Here is a 21,206-nt window from a genome sequence, read left to right on the forward strand (position 1 = left end):
TTCCTGCTGTGAATTAATTTTTTGACTGCATTTCAGTATTGAGTTGTTCCATACCGGTTAAAATTTGGTACCCATAACTCCAGAATTGATTGTAATCAATCGTATAGATGCGGTCTTCTTTGATTGCTGTCAGACTTGAAAGTGCGTCATTTGCTTTCAAATCAGCTAAGCTCTCTTTTGGATCGCGTCCACCCGTATAGTTAACCAATAATAATACATCTGGATCAGCTTCCAATAAAGCTTCGACACTGATTTCTCCCGTTACATCTGCAAATGTATTTTCTAAATCCATATAGCTTAAGGCATCGTTTAAGTAAGTGTCTGCTGCACCACTATAAATATTCACGTCCGTACCTTCTGCCCCAAAAATATAAGCATAATCAAGAGTTGCCTGTTTATCAGGAATGGCTGCAACGATTGCGTCCATTCGTGTTTTTATATCCGTTGAAAATTGTTGTGCCTTCTCTTCAACCGTAAATAATTTTCCTAAATGATCAATATCAGTATAGATATCCTCAAAAGTTGCGCCTGTCGTTGATGTCGCTTGAATATACGTCTGAATATCTAAATCATTCAATTCTTCCACTGTTCCCGTTCCCCATTCGGCATTGGCAAACAGTTGCCCACGTCCCACAACGATATCCGGATCAGTACCTACAACTAATTCTTTTCCAACATATCCTTCTGACAAAACGGGAATGCTAGAGAATTCCTCAGTTACCGTTTCATCGCCTTCACCGTATAAGGCGGCTACGCCTACAATGTCTTCAGCTAATCCAAGTTGGATTAGCAACTCCGCTGTTCCCTGGTTATTGGCAACAATCGATTTCGGGCTAGATTCGTACGTTATTTCTTTTTCTGAAAATACTGAACCTTCTGACGATGCGGTGTAATTATCCAACGTTAATGGAAAAGTTGTTTTTTCACTCTGTTCCGTTGACTGTTCACTCATAGATGCCTGTTCTTCTGCAACATTTTTTTGTCCACATGCGCCTAGCACAAAAGTCGCAACTGTAACAAGTCCTAAATATTTCACTGTTTTTAGTATAGTCATTTTTTCATCTCCAATTATTTTATATTTTTTCTATTCGTTCAGTTTTATACTTTAATTTCTTATTTATCAATTAGCTGAAATCAGTTAATTAGATAAAATGAATCAAGCTTTTTAATTAAGAAGTATCTTCATTTTCAATTATATAATTGAATTTTGTTAAAGTAAACATAAATGTTAAAACATTCACAAATAATCATAATGATACTTACTATTTCGATGTTATTTTATTAGTTAATTCAAAAAAACCATTTAGACGAACTAAATCCATTGGAATTCCAGACCATAATCTAATTTGGTTAACTTATTATTATTTTCACTTGCGAACACTATTGTCTCTTTTTATTAAACAATGACTGTGGGATAAAACGAATTTTAAATTTTCATTCAATAAAGTAGAGATTATCATAAGATAACTAGTTATTTTGGTAATCCTCTTTATATAAGAATAAAAACGCTAAAACCCCAAAAACAGAATAATGTGACTCTCACTTCCATTTCTGATACAATAGGCCAGTCATGCTATTTCTCAGAGAAACTATCTACTTGTTCGGATCAGGTCGATTTTTGAAAGATAGTCAGACTCTTGTATGCTAAACCAACCTAATCCGAAACACATTTACAAAAATCAAATGCATGTATACCATGCCGAAGGAGAACCATTTGTTATTTAATGAATTAGAATTGAACCAACACCTATTGCACGCACTGAAAGAAGCAGGCTATACGAAAGCAACGCCTATCCAAGAGGATGCCATTCCGCATCTGCTGAACAACAAGGACTTGTTAGGTTGTGCCCAGACTGGTACTGGTAAGACAGCTGCCTTTGCCTTACCCATCCTTCAAAATATTATGGAAGAAAAAACTGTTGGAAAAGGAGCTATCAAAGCCTTAATCCTTGCTCCTACCCGTGAACTTGCTATACAAATCGGTGAAAGTTTCCAAACATACGCTAAATACCTTCCCTTGAATATCCAAGTGATTTTTGGTGGCGTTTCTCAGAATCCTCAAACAGCCACACTGAAACGCGGAACGGATATCCTAATCGCAACGCCAGGCAGACTGTTAGACCTTATTAGACAAGGATTTGTCAAACTGAATCAGGTTGAGTTCTTTGTCTTGGATGAAGCCGATATGATGTTGGACATGGGGATGTTGCGTGATGTACGCCATATTATCCGCGAATTGCCTAAGAAACGTCAAAGTATGTTCTTTTCAGCAACGATGCCGACTGAAATCGAAAAACTTGCAGGAACCATTTTATCAAATCCGGTAAAAGTGGTGGTCAATCCAGTTTCATCAACTGTTGAAGTCATCCTACAAAGCGTTTATCGCGTAGCCAAGACCGACAAAACTAACCTACTTATCCATCTTTTGAAGAATAAGCAGGTTGAGCGTTCCCTAGTCTTCTCCAGAACCAAGCATGGCGCCAACAAAATCGTCAAAAAACTTCTGCAAGCGGGTTTCACAGCCGAAGCGATTCACGGCAACAAGTCCCAGAATGCGCGTCAGCAAGCTTTAGAAAACTTCAAGACCATGAAAACTAGCGTTCTCGTAGCGACAGATATCGCAGCCCGTGGTATCGATGTGCCTGAGCTTTCGCAAGTTATCCAATTTGACTTGCCTGAAGTTCCAGAAACCTACGTTCACCGTATCGGCCGTACAGGACGCGCAGGGCTAAGTGGAAAAGCTATCTCTTTCTGTGATGAAACAGAATCAGACTTGTTGCGCGACATTGAAAAACTTAGTAAGAGGAAAGTTCCAGTTATAAAAGACCATCCTTATCTTTTGAAAGAAGGCACTCAAGCACCAGCACAGCAGGCGAGAAAAGCTGTTGCCACGCGCAATAGTGGAACACGCGCTAAAAGTAAACAAGTTCGAAGAGGCGGTCAAAAAGCCGCACAAAGACCTCGTGTACAAACGAAAAACGCGTAAAGTAACCGATTGACAAAGTCTCCCGCTTTTACACCGGTAATGACATAGGTGAAGTAGATGATGATCAAGTATGCTTCCTAGAAATACTCAATGCAGAATTTATGAAACAATGCTTAACAACTATCATAATGACAAAAAAAGCTGGAAATCTGAGGTTTCTAGCTTTTTTATTTAGTTCTTGAATTAAGCAAACATCGATTAACAGTTTTGATAGTCATTATAAAATAAGTCTGTCATGGAACTAATTTCTTCTTTCTCTAGACGTTCAAAATCTAGAATAAATAACTATGGTAGCTACCTAATTTAGATACTAAGATGGAAATTTATTTTACTAATGCAGCTTTATTATTTTTATTTTCATCAACAAAGTTTATTTCAATTTGTTTGCCTAGAGAATGAGCTATATCTTTCAATATAGAAAGTGAAGGTTCCATTTGGGCACTTTCAGACAGACGTTTTTTGATTGCTTTACTATTCTTGCTCATCTTTATTCCTCCCTTTACCGTTCAAGTAACTTTTCCGATTATTTATCTTTATCGCCTTATTTATCTCTCGAATAGGCGTCTTTTTGTTTTTTACTAAAACCATTTGTGATATAACAGTTTATATTCTTAATTTGAAAATAGCATCCTCTGAGCCAATGTTCATCCGTTAATTTCTTTACCCGTTCTTTTCGAATAGAATCTTGTAATTCCGTGTTCTCTACTTGGTCTATCCACGCACGAAATTTTGCTTCAACTTTAACACTTAAATAATTAGGATAATCATCGAATTCGTTTCCTTATTCAATTGAAGATTTTCGCCATCTACCATATTCATCACATATGATTTCATAGTTAATTGTAACGTATACGCTACATTCTGTAATTTATTGAATATCATTTTTCTATTAATTTCACTTGGGATTTTATCTATTTTAATTTAAGAGAGAATTATTACCAAAATATATGTTCATAACTATTACCAAATACTATTATAAATAAGGCAGACTTTTTATCCCAGAAGTAATTATATAAAAAGACTGTCTTTAATTTATTTAACCGTTATTTATATTATCTTAAGAGATAAAAATAAAAAAATTTTAATTTAATAATCTCAATATCTCCTTTATCTAAAGGAATGTATCGTTTTTCTTTATTATTTGTTCCACTGGTAAATTATCTGGCATTCTGTGTTAATACCGGTGTCAGTAGGTGGTAATAACTATATAACTGCTGGTAATTTCTTGTGGCGGATAGCATTAAAAATAAATATGGTGCCGGCGAATCATTTCAATTCACCAACACCTTTTATTATAGAGCCTTAAAGCAGTCCACGTTCTTTTTAACATTTTACCCCATTGGCCCTTCCAATGAAAATTTGGAATACATTTAGCTGAGAAATGCAATAATATCAGCAATATATAATTGGAAAATGTTAATACTATTACTTCACGATATTTCTTGATAATCATCAAATTGCAACCAAAACCGTACCCAACTTTGCAGGTAAATAAATTATTTGAATAAATTTATTAAATACTGAGATAAAATTTAATGAGAAAAAAGCAACTAAATCAGTGAGCTCCAATCAGGAATTGATGTCTCAATTCTCTCTACTTCTTCATTGTTTAATCCATATAGTAAATATATTTCTTTACCCAATTCTTTCTCAAGATAAAATGTAGATTCTTGATTATTTTTTTTCTCTAATATTTTATTAACAAGATTTTCAATTTCATTACTTTGTGGGACTCGTAAAGGGATTTTTAATAACGGTTCTTTGTCTAATTGATAATTATTTCCCTGCATTTTACCTTTTTCTTTCAACCAAAATGCTATTAACTTTGAATTAATAATCCCAGTCAAGACTTTTGTTGATATTTTTTTTGGTTTAATAATATTACATGACTGTGAAACATAGCAATCAAAGTCTGAATAAGAAAATATAGGTCTGCCAACTGATTTTCTAACTGCTACTACCTTTTCTCCTTCAAATAAATCTTGGACACGCATTCTATGAAGTCCATATGGCTTATTTGATGACGTTAATATTGATAAAAAAGGCTCTAAATGTTCTTTTAGATGTGGGAAATTATCCAAACTATCATTAAATTTATATTCTTTTCCGGTATAAATTAGCCAATTCTTATTCCTTGGATCTGTATAATAGGGTTTTAACTGTTCTGGCATATAGTACGGTTTTATTAAAGACTCTTCATTTTCAGTTAAATGCAACTGATCTTTCTCTTCACTTGTAAATGCAAATATACCATGTCCAATGGTGAAATCATCTCCTAATTTTTTCTGATTAGCCTTATTCAGAAAATCTTGTGGAAAAACAATACCTTGAGATACCTCTTCTTTCGTTAAATAAAATGATGGTAAACTGTTGATCTTATTTAACAAATCTTCTGAAGCGCTAAAAGTCAGATAACAATCTATAAACTCCATTCTATTTATTTTTGGATTTAAATATTCAACTTCGGGAGAAGACTTTTCCAATACTTTTGAAACATCTAAAAGTTCTAGTTGATCTTTATGAGCCGTTACTTTAGAATAATCGAATTGATAATTATCAGCATCATTATTCTTGGAAAATAGCATAATCATTGTCTGTTGGTCAGCACTTTCAAACACCATTAATTCACCAAAATCAATTAGTTGGATAATTTGAGTTTCTTTGATAACTTTATTTCTTAATTTACTAGCTCCACTATTAGTAACCCAATTATTTTTTGCAATATAGGCAAGATGTCCGTTTTTATTCAGCATATCTATTCCTAAACATGCAAAACTGTACCATAAATCCATTTTACCTTGATAATAAGGTATTCCCACAAATTTATCCTTTGAAGATTTTCCTTCAAGAAGATATGGTGGGTTCCCAATTACTGCATCAAAGCCTTCAGTGATTCCAAACATTACATGTGGATCAAAAAATTTTGCAGCTGTTCTATTTTTAAATGGATCAAATGACTTCAATTGCATAGTTCTTTCATCATCAAAAACATTGCCTTGACCCAGTGTCAGTTTATAATATTTTTCTTGATATTCTTTTTTCTTATTGGGAGATTTAGCATTAAAGTATTTATTCCTTAATTCGTGAAGTTTAACATCCAACTCTGTATCTGCAAATAAATCCGTTTGACCGTCTTCTAATTTAATAAGAGAATTTGCTGCAATAAATTTAAAATCTAAATTTGGTAATGGTTTGATATTAGAAATATCCTTCTCATCTACAATAACTGATAGCCATGCACGTAGCCTCGAAATTTCTATAGCCATTGGTTGAATATCAACACCAAAAATGTTGTTTTCAATAATTGACAATTTTAGCTTGTAGGAGTCAAATCGTTTTTCAATTCTTTCATAAGTTTTAAGTAGTTGCTGAAGCATTCCCATAGGAAATGCTCCTGACCCTGCAGCAGGATCAATAGCCTTGAAGTTATCAAGAGCAATCTTTATTTCAGAAATAACTTTTTTACTGTTAACTCCCCAAACATCTGCACTAGATGTGCTTTTTCTATTCAACCATTGCGAATCAGATAAATCTAGTAATTCATCAATTCCTTTATGAGATGCTTCATCCAGTCTAGAATATAAATACTGTCTTAGGGTTTCCTTCACCATGTATGCGACAATTTCACGTGGGGTATAAAATGAACCTGTATTATTACGTTCATTGTTATCCTCATTATTTGTTTGTGATGCTAGTAGTGACTCAAATACTTGCCCCAACATTTCAGGATCTACCGCGATTAATTCAAAATCAGCACTAGACTCATCTGTTGTAAAATTAAATTCATCAAAATGATTGTATAATCGTGTGAAAAAATCTTTAGGAAATTTTATTATCTCATCAATAAAATCATTTTCTTTAGCTTCAAAAAGTCCACCATTTAGATACGGCGTAAGTAAATCACCGCTGGTTCTAGACCCTATCTCAGTATTTAAAGTTTCAAAAAACAATAGCTTTAATCTTTGATTATAGTATTCAGTAGCTGTTAAATCGTTTGTTTCAAAGTAACCGATACTTTCATTAATAACATCCATCTTTCTCAAAAACCATATAAATAATAGTCTACCCAATAACCTAGAAGAAAATTGTTTTGAGTCTTCCGAATTCTTTCCATTTTTTTCTAAACATGTTACTACCTCTGCATAATGACTCGCCACATATCCATAAAATTGTTTATTTACTTCTTTAAGTTGTAAAGCATTCCAAAGAGTAGTATGAATTGTACGTTGTGGTTCAAATTCTAATTGCTCTCCTTTTTCAATTCCAGTATACGCTGCAGCACCATTAAGTTTATCTTTAAAAATCAACTTTTGGGTGTTGCTTAAATGTCCATGTAATTCTAATACACGTAATTTTTGATGATTAGATATAACTACCATTAAACTACTAGTATCTGGTGTTAAAAAGAAGTCTATACCTACTTTATATTCTGGTTTCCGAGTAAGTTCTGAATCTTCCCAGTTTTGTGAGTATTCTGTGGCTGCAGCAATTTTTTGTTTAGTTGCTGATTCACTAAACCAAAAAAAGTTACTCTCCAAAGCACAATCATCTGAATAAAATAGTTTAAAGGCACTTCTCGCTGAAGTAGATTCAGGATGAATATTAAACCATGATATCTGTTTTTGATTTTTAAATGTGTCTAAAGTAAGGGGGGCTGGTAATGTCCCTGTATGTCTAGAGTTTCTACTTAATTGATTTTCCCAATTATCATTCTCAGGAAGAATTACTTTTAATACTTCATCTGCTAAATCAATTGCAATTGCAAGTGACATCCATTTATCATTTTCATTTGAAAGTTTTTTCACCAAATCATCTATGGTACTAAGCCTTTTCGTTGTTAGCATAAAATAAAACTCCTTGGATTTTATCTATTTTTTGTTCCTGATTTTCTTTATCTAAAAGTTTGTTAATAAATACTTCAAATCTTCGAATTGTTGTAGAATATGGAGCTCCCGATTCTTTTACTTCTCTGTTTAATTTTCGCACAAGTTGTTCGAACTCTCGTTTTTCATTTGATCTTTTTATGCCTTTTTTAACTACGCCTAGCACATCCATTGTGAAGTATGTTCCTACTATTTCTAAAGCTTTTATATGTGAAGGCTTCAAATCAAATACAGCTTTGTTAGAATCAAATTGTACTTTTAATTCAACTTTTCCTTTAGAAATATATTCCTCCCTATTTACTTTAATAGTATCCATATTAATAGTATCGTCATCAGGCGTTGTTTTTATTCTGTGTAATGCTTCTTGTTCCTCCATATATTCTGTTCTAATAGCACGAAACGGACCTCTACTTTGACCAGAAAATGCAATTTTAACAAACCCTATATCTTTAATCTTTTCCCCTGTTCCTGTAATTTTCCCACTAGTTGTATATAAGCCAATTACTTCAGAAGGGTCAATAATAGTTTCTTTAGAGTGTGGAAGATAATTCCATTTTCCTTTAGGAATAGCTTGTATCCTTTCAATCTCCCCATCATTTTTATGTTCTTCTAAAAAATCCCTTAATTCTAACGAATAATTGTCAATCCAGTCTAGTGGATCACCTTGATTCTCTAATTTATAAGCCGCTTTACTAGCTGTTGCTTCATTTTCATTGTAATAATCGAGCATGTCATTAAATTCAATTGGGTTTGCTTCTTCGCCTAAGACACTTTGGTCATTACCTACTGTTGAATTTATGGTATCAATTTTACGTTCGATTCTTCTAACAAGCTTTAAGTATGTTTCTAAATCATCACTAGGAGTCGCATTTGCAATAAGAACCTCATCAAAGCAGGATCCTAAACGATTAATACGTCCATTTCTTTGTATCATCCTTACTGGATTCCAATGTAAATCATAATTTACTAAGATACCGGCATCTTGTAAATTTTGACCTTCTGAGAGTACATCTGTTGCAAATAAAAAATTCAATTCTATTTCACCAGTTTTCAACTGATATTTTTTACTTTTCGGAGAGAATCTTTTTGCGATATTATCTACTTCTTTACTATTACCCGAAACAAACTCTGATCGCTTGCTAAATCCTGGTATTTTATCTTCTAATAGTTTAGGCAAAGTATCTCTCAGGTACTCAATTGTGTCAGAAAAGAAACTAAAAATAAGAACCTTATTTCCATGTTTCCCTTCGTTTATTTGTTCGCATAAACGTGTAATAAAAGCATTTAATTTTTCATCGGATCCTTCTTGGGTTATAAATCCCAGTAATTTTAATAGTAAATCAATGATTAATTTATCCCGATTAATATCTTTCCTTAATTGCACCAAATTATAAATATTTTCGTCCGCTTCTTTACGTTCAATTCCACGTTTTTTTATATACTCTTCATCGCCATCTATAGCTTCTTCTATTTCTGTTAAGTATTGTTCATAATCTTCAAAGGCTTTATCAATATCTTCACCATATTCATTTTCTAATAATGAAGCATCAGATAGATTTACTATAAATCCTTTATCTAGCCAATTTTCGAAAAATTCAATTCTATGTTTATAATTTGAAATAGATTTTTTTAAAGCCATCATTGATGATTCCAAACGTTTTAACCAAGTTACATGTAGCATATTATGAATGGCTAACTGAGTTCTTATTTTAGATGGTATATTTATTGAGCGTATATCTGGAATAGACTTACCGTAAATTTCATTATGATAAGAATCAGGTTTGTATGGGGGAAACCCAAGAAAATTAATTAATTGAAAAAGAAGTGGTATTACTGTTTCCGACACACCACTATTTATTATTTTTAAATCTAAGTATTTTTCTGAAATATCATTATCTTCTAATACCTGTTCATTTTGATTATCTTCTTGAAGTCTATGAATATTAGTGTACAGATCAATCGGATGAATCGTTCTTTGTGTAATTTCATTTACAAAATCTAGATTTAATCTTCTTGGGTCAAATCCCTCAAAAATGCTACTAATTTCTGCTTCAATAGCAGCTTTAACTAATTTTGAATTATCGTTTCCATAGCTATATGAGAATTGTTCAACTTTTGTATCAGGAAATAGCTTTTGTCCAGCAGCATTGCTTTTCATTGCGTTTCTTTTTATAACACCTTGCCTTGTAGAGCGAACTAAATAATGCCTTATACCAGAAGTTAACGATTTCCGATAGATGTTCCAATCTAATTTTTCACCATTCTTTTCCGCCCTACTAACTTGTGATTGAATTCTTTTTAAAGCTTCAAAGAAATCAATATATTCTAATTGTGAGTTTCCTGTAGCATAAGGAACATTTACAGAAACTAAATCCCCCTTTGAACCAAGCTGAATTTGATTGGCAAAATCCATAAGTGAATTATTTATAGGAGTGGCAGTAAGAAGTAAGACTTTGGCATCCGGGTTTTCCTGAAATAATTCTAAGATTTGTTGGTGTCTTGTAGATCCTGCGTTTCTTAAATTGTGTGCTTCATCTACTACAAACAGGTCTATTTCATCCCTCTTATTTCTACGACTTTTTGATTTATCAATTAATCGTTCAATTTTATTACTATCCTGCTGTGTATATATTTCAAAATCTCGATGTTCCACTAAGTTCCATCTATCACTTTCTAATTCATCAACCCACTGCTGCTTCAATGAGGCAGGTGGTATAATAGCAATATTCACCTTATCGTCATGAATATATTGTTTAATAATAGCTGCAGCTGTGATGGTTTTACCTAATCCTACTGAATCGGAAAGCATAGCAACTCCCATTGTGTCTAATTTACGTCGAAGGCTTAGGGCATTTTGATTTTGAAATTCATGCAAAACTTTTTCAATATCAGTATCGAAAGGCGATATGTCAATCAACTCATCCGGAAAAACTTCCATTAATGTTTTTATATATACATCATATGGTCCATACGTTTTATCCCCCACAGGACTGTTACTTAATATTTCTGTAAAATCACCTGTCCAATCTTCAGCACCTATATCATTCCACAACTCTTCAAACCATGTGATATGACCGTTTTCTTGATTTTCAGTTTTTGGTTCAAACTCAACTATTTTATAGTCATATGTTAAAAAGTTAAGTTCTTGACTAGTAGTCAGTCCAGCTTTTGTAAAATTTGATGATCCAACTATCCCTACAGATTTTCCGTCACCTAATTCACCAAATATGTATGCCTTGGCGTGTAATCTAGGTTTCCTAAATACTTTTACTTCTAAATTACCTTCTTTGATTAGGGTTACAACTTTACGTGATGTCTCCCGCAGTTCATTTATTTGATTCGCTATTCCATAATCTTCTAAATCAGATTGAACATAGCTATCTGGAAATATATCATTTTCATCAACTGAAATTTTAAATTTTTTTTGAAGATGATTAGCTAAAGGCTCTTGCCCGATTAATAAGTGTATTTTAGTATAATGCTTAATTTCATCTATTAATTCCAAAGTTCCTGCTAAATCCCAATAGCCTGTCGCTATACGAAGAACATTATAACTTGGAGCAATCGTACGTAATGTTTCCGCTAAAGTTTTCCTCTTATTATCAATAAATTGTGGATATTGCGCCATTAAATTTGCCTCTTTTCGTTTCTATATATGGATTTCCCCTAAAAATAATATGTATCTAAAGATGATTTGAGAATATAAATAGAAAAAAGGAAGCCCACTTCTGTAGAATAGCGTTAGCACAACACATTCACAGAAAAAAGGACCTCACTATGAACGATTTTACTACAGAAATTCTAAAGTCTCTAGCAAAAAAATGATTTAATGAATTGTTTCGTGTCTATTAGCGTAAAATAAGGAGATACGCTCAATATTCTTGCAAAAATGATTGAAACAGACACTGATTAATTAGCAAAAACAAACTAAATTGGAACATCCCAATAATCTTCAGTATCGGTGACACCTAAATCGCAACTACAACCTGAAGTACCAAAATAATCAAGTGAGTCCGGGTCATTAGCAGAAGTAACTTTTCGTAACGGCAAAGAAACTGGTAGAAAAGTCATATCTTCAGTAACAACACCTTTAAGTTATAGTGAACAACTTAAATGATCAGACAACTGATTCTTCTTTTCCTAATTTAGTAATTAGTCTGGTATAGATATGGTTTTGACAAACTTAATCACAGCTGAGTAAAAGCAAGAATCTATAACTTTTGAAATTTAAGGCTAGAGATTGCTTATTAAAATAATTTTCCAATTCGAAATAAAGCATTTTAAGCTGTTTTCATATTCAATTACCCATGAACTTACCCATGAAAATGACTTAAAATCACCTTTACTTCTTTTAGCCCAAACCCTAAAAGAAACACTTTTGGTAAAAAAATTTTATTCTTATCTTAACAGTCATCAGTTAAACAAGTGAAGTTAGAGTTTATCAAATATATATTTTTTTATCTGTGAGCAATTTCCGTTTAAAACGAGTTAGTGTACTTTTACTAATACCAGTCATTTTTTCAACTTCTGAATAGGAATGTATCTCTAACAGTTGCATAGCTAAATCAATCTGCTGCTTAGAGTGTTTTTTTGGCCTTCACTCCCTGAAACCGGGACGTTGTTTGGCAATTTCCTTTCCTTCTTGTGTCCGTTCTACAATCAAGTCACGTTCAAAATCTTCAAAGGCACTAAAGACAGTAAAGATTAGTCTTCCGGTTGAGGTATTTTCGATGACACCTAAATTCAAGACATTAATCCGCACACCTTTTTCAATCTTTCTTATTTTACACTTCTAATCTACATACAGAATCCCATAAATTCAACGTTCTGTCTATGACTATTTAGGGTACACCTAAAATAGTCATACACATTTTTTTGTATATCTTTTCAATCTGGAGCATTACTTTTATTTTTGAATTAATTTTTCAGATTAATTAAATAGACTAACATACAGTTGGTTTTTCAAAAAAGCGAAACTAACTTATTTATTAATTTTCTCATGTGACATAATTAGTGTCATAAAAAAATCGCAAGCTTCTGACTCTGTACAAAATAAATAGATGACAGTAATTTTTTCCGTAGTTAATTCAATAATCCATTTTTTTCTTTCTATAATTACTTCTCCACTAGTATACATAAAATCCCTCCATTTTTACCTACTATTATATAATATTGATAAATAGAAGAGATTTTCATTTATATTTTTACAATAACTTTTAATAATGCTTAAATATATAAAAAACTTCTTCTATAATGTATTAATTTGCTTAGTTTATAGAACCTACAATTGGCTTTAACTAGTAGGCTTATTTTTAATTTTCTATAGTTCTTGATAAATAACTGCTTGCGAGCCAGAACAATGCATTCAACTGTTAAATCAATACCTTTTCAACTTCTTATACTTACTTAAAAGCTTTCTTTCCAATAATTAAACAATTACAGTTTTACTTTTTACATCTAAAGCTATATAACAAAATGGATAATCATGTTTAGTATTGATCCCTTTGACAACTAAAACCACTTTCACAATAAATGTTGCAACAGTCATAATTTTTCATTATTAATAGCATATTTAAATCATCCTCTATAAGCAACAATGCTAATTCACTAAATCCAAAACCTTCACTACCATACCAGGGTCTCGATAATAATCAACGGATTCATTAAATTTAAATAAGTACCATGCTTTCGATGCTTGCCAACTTAACGCATGCTAAGACTTCCAAAAATGCCTACATACTTGACAGCAAAATTTTTATTGTAATCATATTAAGTGTTATTGCCTATTTATTTAATAAAGAAAAAAACAAAAAAAGTCTTATCTTTTATGATAGATAAGACTAATATTGGTTACTTTACATTTACTCTTCTTCAAATAATTCTTTCATCAAATCTTCTATTTCATTTCGTAATTTATCGGTGCCAGCTTTATCAATGCTAATCGAATCATCATCAAAAACAAGCAAGTCACCAACATTACTATCTTCAGGTAATAATTTTTTGGGAATATCACGCATTTCAGAATCAAATTCTACTACCGCTAAATCACCTTCAAAGCGATCAATAATACCTTTTTCCATTTATTTCACCGTCTTTACCGTAATTTTTGAACCATTAGATGTAAAAATAATATTACTCGATTTATCTGTTCTGTAAACAGTTGATTTAACAGCTTTTAATCGATTTAAAGCCTCCGAAGTAGGGTGGCCATAACTATTTTTCCCTACTGAGATGACAGAATAAATAGGTTTTGCCTTGTCTAACAGTTTTTTAGATGTAGAATCTTTTGAACCGTGGTGACCAACTTTTAAAACATCAACTTTAGGAATCAGATTTTTTGCTAGCATATCTGTTTCCGCTTTTGTTTCAGCATCACCCATAAATAAAAACGACTTCTGATTGTGTTTAAGATGTAATACAGCACTCCAGTTGTTTAAATCGCTTTTAACATACGTTGTTACTGGTGCAATAAATTTCAATGTAATATCTTTTGCTACAGTAGGGATTTCAAGACCCTGTTTAGCAATAGTAATTTTCATTTTTTTGTTTTTTACTGCTAATAGAAAATCTTTATACGCTTGAGTTGTATGGCTAATGTTAGGGGCATACACTTTGCTTACTTTCATATTATTAATAACATAAGCTAATCCACCAATATGATCTGCATCGGGATGTGTAGATACCACAGCAGTTAATGATTTAACATTATATTTTTTTAAATATTTGATAATTTCAGGACCTTTACCTTTACCACCACCATCAATTAAAATATTTTCATTAGGCGTTTGTATAAGAGTGGCATCACCTTGACCAATGTTTAAAAAATGAACCTGTACATTACTTGCAGCTTGAACGTCTTTAATTCCAGTAAAAAATAACGCAAATAGCAAAATGAGAGTGATTATTCTAATCTTTTTCATAGATACTCCTCCAAGTAGTAATATATCAATTAATACGTTTTCATTCAAGAGTATACGATATTTCCATAAAAGAGTATAGTAAAACTATAGTATAAGTTGTCTAAAAAAATATGGGATCAAACTTTTTTATTAATTCAACAGCTAGAATTTAATTAAGTCATAGATAAGTTCTTTCAGAATCAAGAATGGAAAACCAATAGAAAAATGATAAAAATTATTTTTTAGATTAAAAACAATTTATATCCTTTAGAATACTGTTGTACCAATATTTTAACGACTATTATCTTACTACCCCACTGACCCTTCCATTTCATAAGCAATCAATCGGTTCAACTCCACTGCGTATTCCATTGGGAGTTCTTTTGAGAAGGGTTCGACGAAGCCCATGACGATCATTTCAGTGGCTTCTTGTTCGGTCAATCCGCGACTCATGAGGTAATAAAGTTGTTCTTCTGAGATTTTAGAGACTTTAGCTTCGTGTTCTAGCGAGACATTGCCGTTGTGGATCTCGTTGAACGGAATGGTATCTGACTTGGACAAGTCATCCATGATGATCGTGTCGCATTCAATATGTGAGATAGACCCGCCTGAATTTTTGCCAAATGTGACTTGTCCACGGTAATTGACTTCTCCGCCGTCTTTAGCGATTGATTTAGAGACGATCGAACTAGAAGTGTTTGGTGCGTTATGAATCATTTTAGCACCGGTATCTTGATTTTGTCCGGCTCCTGCCATCGCAATCGACAGCATCGTTCCTCTAGCTCCTCGTCCATTTAACTGGATACTTGGGTATTTCATCGTTGTTTTGGCTCCAAGGTTGCCATCGATCCACTCCATAGTGGCACCTTCTTCGGCTACAGCGCGTTTGGTCACTAAGTTGTACACATTGTTGGACCAGTTTTGAATCGTCGTGTAGCGGCAGTAAGCGTCTTTTTTGACTACGATCTCAACGATGGCGGCATGCAGACTACTAGATGAAAAGGTTGGCGCAGTACAGCCTTCAACGTAATGCACACTAGCGCCTTCATCGACAACGATCAACGTCCGTTCGAATTGACCCATCGCTTCATCATTAATCCGAAAGTACATTTGTAGGGGTACGTCACAGCGTACGCCTTTTGGAACATAAATAAAGGTTCCACCAGACCAGACAGCTGAATTGAGTGCTGCTAATTTGTTGTCGGTTGCTGGTACGACGGTTCCAAAGTGTTCTTTAAAAATCTCTGGATATTCTTTTAGAGCTGTATCGGTATCGGTGAAGACGATGCCCATTTTTTCAAACTCTTCTTTCATATTGTGGTAAACCACCTCGGACTCGTATTGCGCCCCAGCTCCAGCTAGATATTTGCGTTCAGCTTCTGGGATCCCAATGCGTTCAAAAGTTTCTTTGATTTTATCGGGTACATCTTCCCAACTGCGTTCTGGCTGATTGCTGACGGTCTTGTAGTAAGTGATGTTATCAAAGTCGATTTCTGATAGATCTGCTCCCCATTTAGGCATTGTTCGTTTTGTAAAGTGATCGTAGGCTCTCAAACGGTAATCCAACATCCAGGTCGGCTCTTGTTTGCGTTTTGAAATCTCACGAACGGTTGCTTCCGTTAATCCTTTTCCCGTTGTATAAATGGATTCCACATCATCATGAAACCCAAATTGGTAATTCTCGCGTTCTGGCACTTCTCCCATTATGTGACACTCCTTACTTTTTTGCTGTAATCTATTTTTCAACCAATGCTTTTTCCAGTGCTTTCCATGACAAAGTAGCACATTTGATACGGGCAGGAAATTTTGCGACGCCATTCAATAAAGCAGCATCTCCCAATTCTTCCAGTTTTGGAGCGTCTTTGCCTTGTACGAGCAGAGAGAATTGATCTGCTAAGGCGAGTGCTTCAGAAACAGTTTTCCCCATCACGGCATCCGTCATCATACTCGCACTAGCTTGACTGATAGTACAACCGCTTCCATCAAAACGAATATCTTTAATCACTTGATCTTTAACGACAAGTTGTAGTTGCAGCACATCCCCACAAGTCGGATTAAGCAACTCGATTTGAGTCGTTGACTGCTCTAATTTCCCATGGTGATGTGGATGACTAGAGTGATCCAAGATGACTTGACGGTACAATTGATCCAGTTTAGTTAAGGCCATGAGCAAAAAACTCCTTTGTCGCCAGCAATGCTTCAATAAATTTATCCACATCTGCTGTCGTATTGTACAGATAAAAACTCGCTCGAGCGGTTGAATCGGCTGATAATCTGCGCATCAAGGGTTGAGCACAATGATGGCCAGCTCGAATCGCTACCCCTTCCATATCCATAGCGGTTGCCACATCATGTGGATGAAGCCCATCTAGGTTGAACGTTACAATACCGGTTCGTTTTGCTATATCCTTTGGTCCATAGACTATTAATCCTGGAATCGCTATTAATTTTGGCCATAAGTAAGCCATCAAGCTTTTTTCGTGTTCTTGAATCGTTGACAAGCCAATCGTTGATAAATAATCAATGGCTGCACCTAGTCCAATGGCTCCGGCAATATTAGGGGTGCCGGCTTCAAACTTCCAAGGCAATTCTTTCCACGTACTGTCTTGTTCATCCACCACAGCAATCATTTCCCCACCAAATTCAACGGGGTCCATTTGTTCTAATAAGGTACGTTTCCCGTACAGCACGCCAATGCCAGTCGGTCCGACCATCTTATGTCCACTGAAAGCATAAAAATCAGCTTCCAACTCTTGGACATCCACCGGCATATGCGGAACAGCTTGCGCTCCATCGACCACTAATACGGCTCCTCTTGCATGGGCCAGTCGTGCAATGTCTTGAATCGGGTTAACGACCCCAAGTACATTGGAGACGTGCGCCAACGCTACGATTTTAGTCTTCTCGCTTAATTGAGCGTGGAAACTCTCCATGTCCAACATGCCTTCTTCTGTCAGCTCGATATACTTTAATGCAGCACCGGTTTTCTTAGCTAACTGCTGCCAAGGAATCAAATTAGAGTGATGTTCCATCACTGAAATCAGGATCTCATCTCCTTGTTGCACATTTGCTTCACCGTAGCTTTTAGCTACCCAGTTCAAACTGGTCGTGGTGCCGCGGGTAAATAGGACTTCTGCTGATTCATTGGCATTGATAAAGTGCCGTACTTTTTCACGCGCTGCTTCGTAACCTGTTGTAGCTCGTTCAGCTAAGGTGTGCACACCGCGATGGACGTTGGCATTGGCTTCACGGTAATACGTTTCAAGAGCAGCCAATACGGCTGTTGGTTTTTGAGTGGTCGCCGCATTATCTAAATAGACTAACGGTTCATCGTTGATAATTTGAGTTAGAATTGGAAAATCATTTTTCACTTGTTCGGCTGAAAAACTCATTTGCTTAACTTCCTTTCAATCGTATCCACTAATCCGTCACGCATAACTTTCAGTGGTATCGCCGCAATCACGGAACCTAGGAAGCCACGAATCACTAACCGTTCGGCTTCTTGTTTCGGAATACCTCTACTCATTAAGTAATACAATTCTTCCGGATCGACTCTGCCTACACTGGCTGCGTGTCCAGCAGTAACGTCATTTTCATCAATCAATAAAATTGGATTGGCATCTCCTCTGGCGTGTTCGGATAACATTAAGACACGGCTTTCTTGTTGGGCATCCGCACCTTTTGCGCCTTTGATAATGTGTCCAATACCATTAAACGTTAGCGTTGATTTATCTAGAATCACACCGTGTTGCAGAATATGACCAATCGTATTGCGACCATAATTGGTCACGCGTGTATCGATGCCTTGGATCTGTTTGCCCATACTGATGGCAACGATTTTCACAGCACTGTGTGCACCTTCTCCAATCAAATCGGTATCAAAGTCGGCCACCACATTTCCGGTATTCATCACACCCATTGCCCATTCGATAGTCGCATCTTTCAAAATGTGGCCGCGACGGTTGATATACGTTGTCGTATTTTCACCTAATTGGTCAACCGCAGAATATTTCACTTTCGCTCCTGGATTAGCAATCACTTCCACAATGATATTAGCGGTATTTTTTTCAGTCCCAATTGTTTCATATTTTTCCACATACGTAAATTCACTATTGGTATCCGCAAAGATCAATACGTGTTTAATCCAACTATTTTGGACTTGACTGTTTTGCACGTACAGTGCTTCCAATGGTTCTTCAATCACAACATTTTTAGGAACATACAAGAATAATCCACTCGTCATAAAGGCTGTATGGAAAGCCGTTAGTTTGTCTTCATCGTGCGCGACTGCCAACGTCATATAGACTTGTTCGACTACATCTGGGTGTTCTTGTAAAGCCGTAAAAATATCGGTGAAAATAACCCCTTGTTCATAGTATTTCATGGGCAATTGTTCCATAACCGTTTGATTGCCGACTTGAATCACGCGCGGAGCATCATTATCGCCCGTTAAGAAATCTTCCGCTAATAGAATTCCTTCTTCATAGCTGAACAAATCTGGCACTTCAAACAATGGCCAGCGTTGGTACTTGACGCGCTCAAATACTGGCAATTCCAATCCATCAATTTTCGCTAAAGCTGTTTTCCTCAATTCCAGCATCCACAGCGGTTCTTCTTGCATCACTGAAAACTGCTGAACAGCATCAAGATAAGCATTAAAATTTGTCTCTTTCATCTTGATCCTCCTTAATCATCTTCCAATACAATATCTAAACCAAGTTCATCACGAATGCCTTTATAGCCTTCTGCTTCCAAGCGTTTAGCGAGTTCTGGCCCACCAGTTTTTACAATAATACCGTTCATCATGACATGCACCACATCGGGGGTCACATAATTCAATAAGCGTTGGTAGTGAGTAATAATCAATGCACCAAAATTTTCGCCGCGCATCGCATTTACCCCTTTTGAAACGACTTTCAATGCATCGATATCTAGACCTGAATCAATTTCATCTAAAATGGCAAATGTCGGTTCGATCATCATCAATTGCAAGATCTCATTGCGTTTTTTCTCGCCACCAGAAAAACCTTCATTCAAATAGCGTTCAGCCATTTCTTCTGGCATATCTAATACTGCCATCTTTTCATCTAACTTTTGGATAAACTTCATAACCGAAATTTTATCGTCTTCTGGTCTGCGAGCATTGATTGCGGCACGCATAAACTCAGCATTGGTAATCCCAGCAATTTCACTTGGGTACTGCACTGCTAAAAACAATCCAGCACGCGCACGTTCATCAACAGCCATTTCCAATACGTTTTGTCCATCTAATAAAATCTCACCTTCTGTTACGATGTAGCTAGGATGCCCCATGATGGCTGCCGAAAGAGTGGATTTCCCAGTTCCATTTGGTCCCATAATGGCATGGATTTCATTGGTATTCATGACTAAATTTACGCCTTTTAAAATTTCTTTCTCTTCAATGGACACATGCAAGTTTTTCACTTCAAGTACTGACATAAGTTTCATTCGCTCCTGTGCATTAGATTTTTTTCACAAATCATGAGTGTTTAGCTTTTTGCTTTCATAGCTTATATTTTAGACTAAGCTTCCTACTTTCGCAATCTTATTAGCCATGGCTATGGGTTTACTTTTCTGCTTTGAATCAAGTAAACTGATAAAAGGAACTATTAAGAAGTTTAGCTGAATTTTCTAAGCTACTTTTATAGTTGTTCAGCTCGTCAAGAAAGGAATGATTTTCATGAAACCTCTTATTGGAATTGCCGGAAATATCTTATTAGACCACGCCGCTATGAATGGTTTTCCAATCACTTATACACCGCAAGGATTTGTTAAAGGCGTTCAGCAAGCGGATGCGATTCCTGTAGTTTTTCCAATCAGTGACCCACACGAAGCTAAAGAATACATGTCGAAAGTGGACGGACTTTTGTTGGCTGGCGGACAAGATGTATCACCATTACTATTTGGCGAAGAACCTAGTTTAAAACTAGGTGCCACTAACCCAGCTCGTGATGCTTTTGAGATTGCTCTTGTAAAAGAAGCACTTCATCAGGCCAAACCCATTTTTGCAGTCTGCCGTGGTCTTCAATTATTGAATGTCGCTTACGGTGGCACACTTTATCAAGATGTTTCGGATTATCCTGATTTAGCTGTCCAACACATTCAACTGACTCATTTTGAGACTGGCGCTCATACGATTACAATTGATCCTGATAGTACGATTGGAAAAATCTTTGGCGATCAATATGTAGTGAATACTTATCATCACCAAGCAATCAAAAATTTAGCTGACCCTTTTAGAGCTGTCGCTTGGAGCAAAGACGGATTAGTCGAAGCCTTTGAAGCTAAATCGTCTAGTCAAAGTATTGTCGCTGTGCAATGGCACCCTGAATTAATGCTGTCACACGATGTCATGATGCAACGTTTGTTTACCGATTTTATTAAACGAGTAATCAAAAAAATGACTTAAAAAAACTA

The 21,206-nt window shown here is 35.1% G+C and carries 16 protein-coding genes and 1 pseudogene; 2 read left to right on the forward strand and 15 right to left on the reverse strand.

Features of this window, described 5'->3' with window-relative positions; genetic code table 11:
* Window positions 1-13 precede the first annotated feature (13 nt).
* Window positions 14-1,054: an ABC transporter substrate-binding protein gene (locus tag CAT7_RS01820; protein ID WP_007721361.1), complete on the reverse strand. Its 1,041-nt coding sequence runs from the start codon at window positions 1,052-1,054 to the stop codon at window positions 14-16.
* Between the two features lie 660 nt (window positions 1,055-1,714).
* Between CAT7_RS01820 and CAT7_RS01825 the strand changes: the two genes are divergently transcribed.
* A complete protein-coding gene (locus CAT7_RS01825) occupies window positions 1,715-2,986 on the forward strand; it encodes a DEAD/DEAH box helicase (protein WP_007721364.1) in 1,272 nt (423 codons plus the stop codon).
* Between the two features lie 323 nt (window positions 2,987-3,309).
* Here CAT7_RS01825 and CAT7_RS12245 read toward each other — a convergent pair whose 3' ends face one another.
* The 14 genes and pseudogenes from CAT7_RS12245 to sufC form a co-directional block, all read right to left on the reverse strand.
* Window positions 3,310-3,471, reverse strand: coding sequence for a hypothetical protein (locus tag CAT7_RS12245; protein WP_007721373.1), 162 nt, complete (start codon window positions 3,469-3,471; stop codon window positions 3,310-3,312).
* A gap of 262 nt (window positions 3,472-3,733) precedes the next feature.
* On the reverse strand, window positions 3,734-3,868 hold the full coding sequence (locus CAT7_RS12590) for a hypothetical protein (protein WP_269479104.1): 135 nt from the start codon (window positions 3,866-3,868) through the stop codon (window positions 3,734-3,736).
* 668 nt (window positions 3,869-4,536) lie between these two features.
* Window positions 4,537-7,830 (reverse strand): Eco57I restriction-modification methylase domain-containing protein, encoded by a 3,294-nt coding sequence (locus CAT7_RS01830; protein WP_007721374.1) that lies wholly within the window; start codon window positions 7,828-7,830, stop codon window positions 4,537-4,539.
* Window positions 7,808-11,497, reverse strand: a complete 3,690-nt coding sequence (locus tag CAT7_RS01835; RefSeq protein WP_007721375.1) for a helicase-related protein — start codon at window positions 11,495-11,497, stop codon at window positions 7,808-7,810. Before CAT7_RS01835 ends, CAT7_RS01830 begins: the two co-directional genes overlap by 23 nt.
* Before the next feature lie 299 nt (window positions 11,498-11,796).
* Window positions 11,797-11,940, reverse strand: a complete 144-nt coding sequence (locus tag CAT7_RS12250; RefSeq protein ID WP_007721376.1) for a hypothetical protein — start codon at window positions 11,938-11,940, stop codon at window positions 11,797-11,799.
* A gap of 370 nt (window positions 11,941-12,310) precedes the next feature.
* Window positions 12,311-12,640 (reverse strand): annotated as a pseudogene (locus CAT7_RS01840) (recombinase family protein); the annotation flags it as partial.
* Between the two features lie 210 nt (window positions 12,641-12,850).
* Complete coding sequence (locus tag CAT7_RS12255) at window positions 12,851-13,006, reverse strand: hypothetical protein (protein WP_007721378.1); 156 nt, start codon at window positions 13,004-13,006, stop codon at window positions 12,851-12,853.
* Between the two features lie 724 nt (window positions 13,007-13,730).
* A complete protein-coding gene (locus CAT7_RS01850) occupies window positions 13,731-13,949 on the reverse strand; it encodes a DUF3006 domain-containing protein (RefSeq protein ID WP_007721380.1) in 219 nt (72 codons plus the stop codon).
* Window positions 13,950-14,789, reverse strand: coding sequence for a ComEC/Rec2 family competence protein (locus CAT7_RS01855; protein WP_007721381.1), 840 nt, complete (start codon window positions 14,787-14,789; stop codon window positions 13,950-13,952).
* Window positions 14,790-15,077: 288 nt separating this feature from the next.
* Window positions 15,078-16,472: a Fe-S cluster assembly protein SufB gene (sufB, locus tag CAT7_RS01860; RefSeq protein ID WP_007721383.1), complete on the reverse strand. Its 1,395-nt coding sequence runs from the start codon at window positions 16,470-16,472 to the stop codon at window positions 15,078-15,080.
* 31 nt (window positions 16,473-16,503) lie between these two features.
* Window positions 16,504-16,935, reverse strand: a complete 432-nt coding sequence (sufU, locus tag CAT7_RS01865; RefSeq protein ID WP_007721384.1) for a Fe-S cluster assembly sulfur transfer protein SufU — start codon at window positions 16,933-16,935, stop codon at window positions 16,504-16,506.
* Window positions 16,922-18,160, reverse strand: coding sequence for a cysteine desulfurase (locus CAT7_RS01870; RefSeq protein WP_007721386.1), 1,239 nt, complete (start codon window positions 18,158-18,160; stop codon window positions 16,922-16,924). Before CAT7_RS01870 ends, sufU begins: the two co-directional genes overlap by 14 nt.
* On the reverse strand, window positions 18,157-19,443 hold the full coding sequence (gene sufD / locus CAT7_RS01875) for a Fe-S cluster assembly protein SufD (RefSeq protein WP_007721387.1): 1,287 nt from the start codon (window positions 19,441-19,443) through the stop codon (window positions 18,157-18,159). The genes CAT7_RS01870 and sufD overlap by 4 nt, the downstream gene beginning before the upstream one ends.
* Before the next feature lie 11 nt (window positions 19,444-19,454).
* Complete coding sequence (sufC, locus tag CAT7_RS01880; protein WP_007721390.1) at window positions 19,455-20,228, reverse strand: Fe-S cluster assembly ATPase SufC; 774 nt, start codon at window positions 20,226-20,228, stop codon at window positions 19,455-19,457.
* A gap of 241 nt (window positions 20,229-20,469) precedes the next feature.
* On the opposite strand from sufC, the gene CAT7_RS01885 reads away from it, so the two are divergent.
* Window positions 20,470-21,198, forward strand: coding sequence for a gamma-glutamyl-gamma-aminobutyrate hydrolase family protein (locus CAT7_RS01885; protein WP_007721392.1), 729 nt, complete (start codon window positions 20,470-20,472; stop codon window positions 21,196-21,198).
* The last annotated feature ends 8 nt before the right edge of the window (window positions 21,199-21,206 follow it).

The organism is Carnobacterium sp. AT7, from assembly GCF_000171855.1.
Lineage (GTDB): Bacteria > Bacillota > Bacilli > Lactobacillales > Carnobacteriaceae > Carnobacterium_B > Carnobacterium_B jeotgali.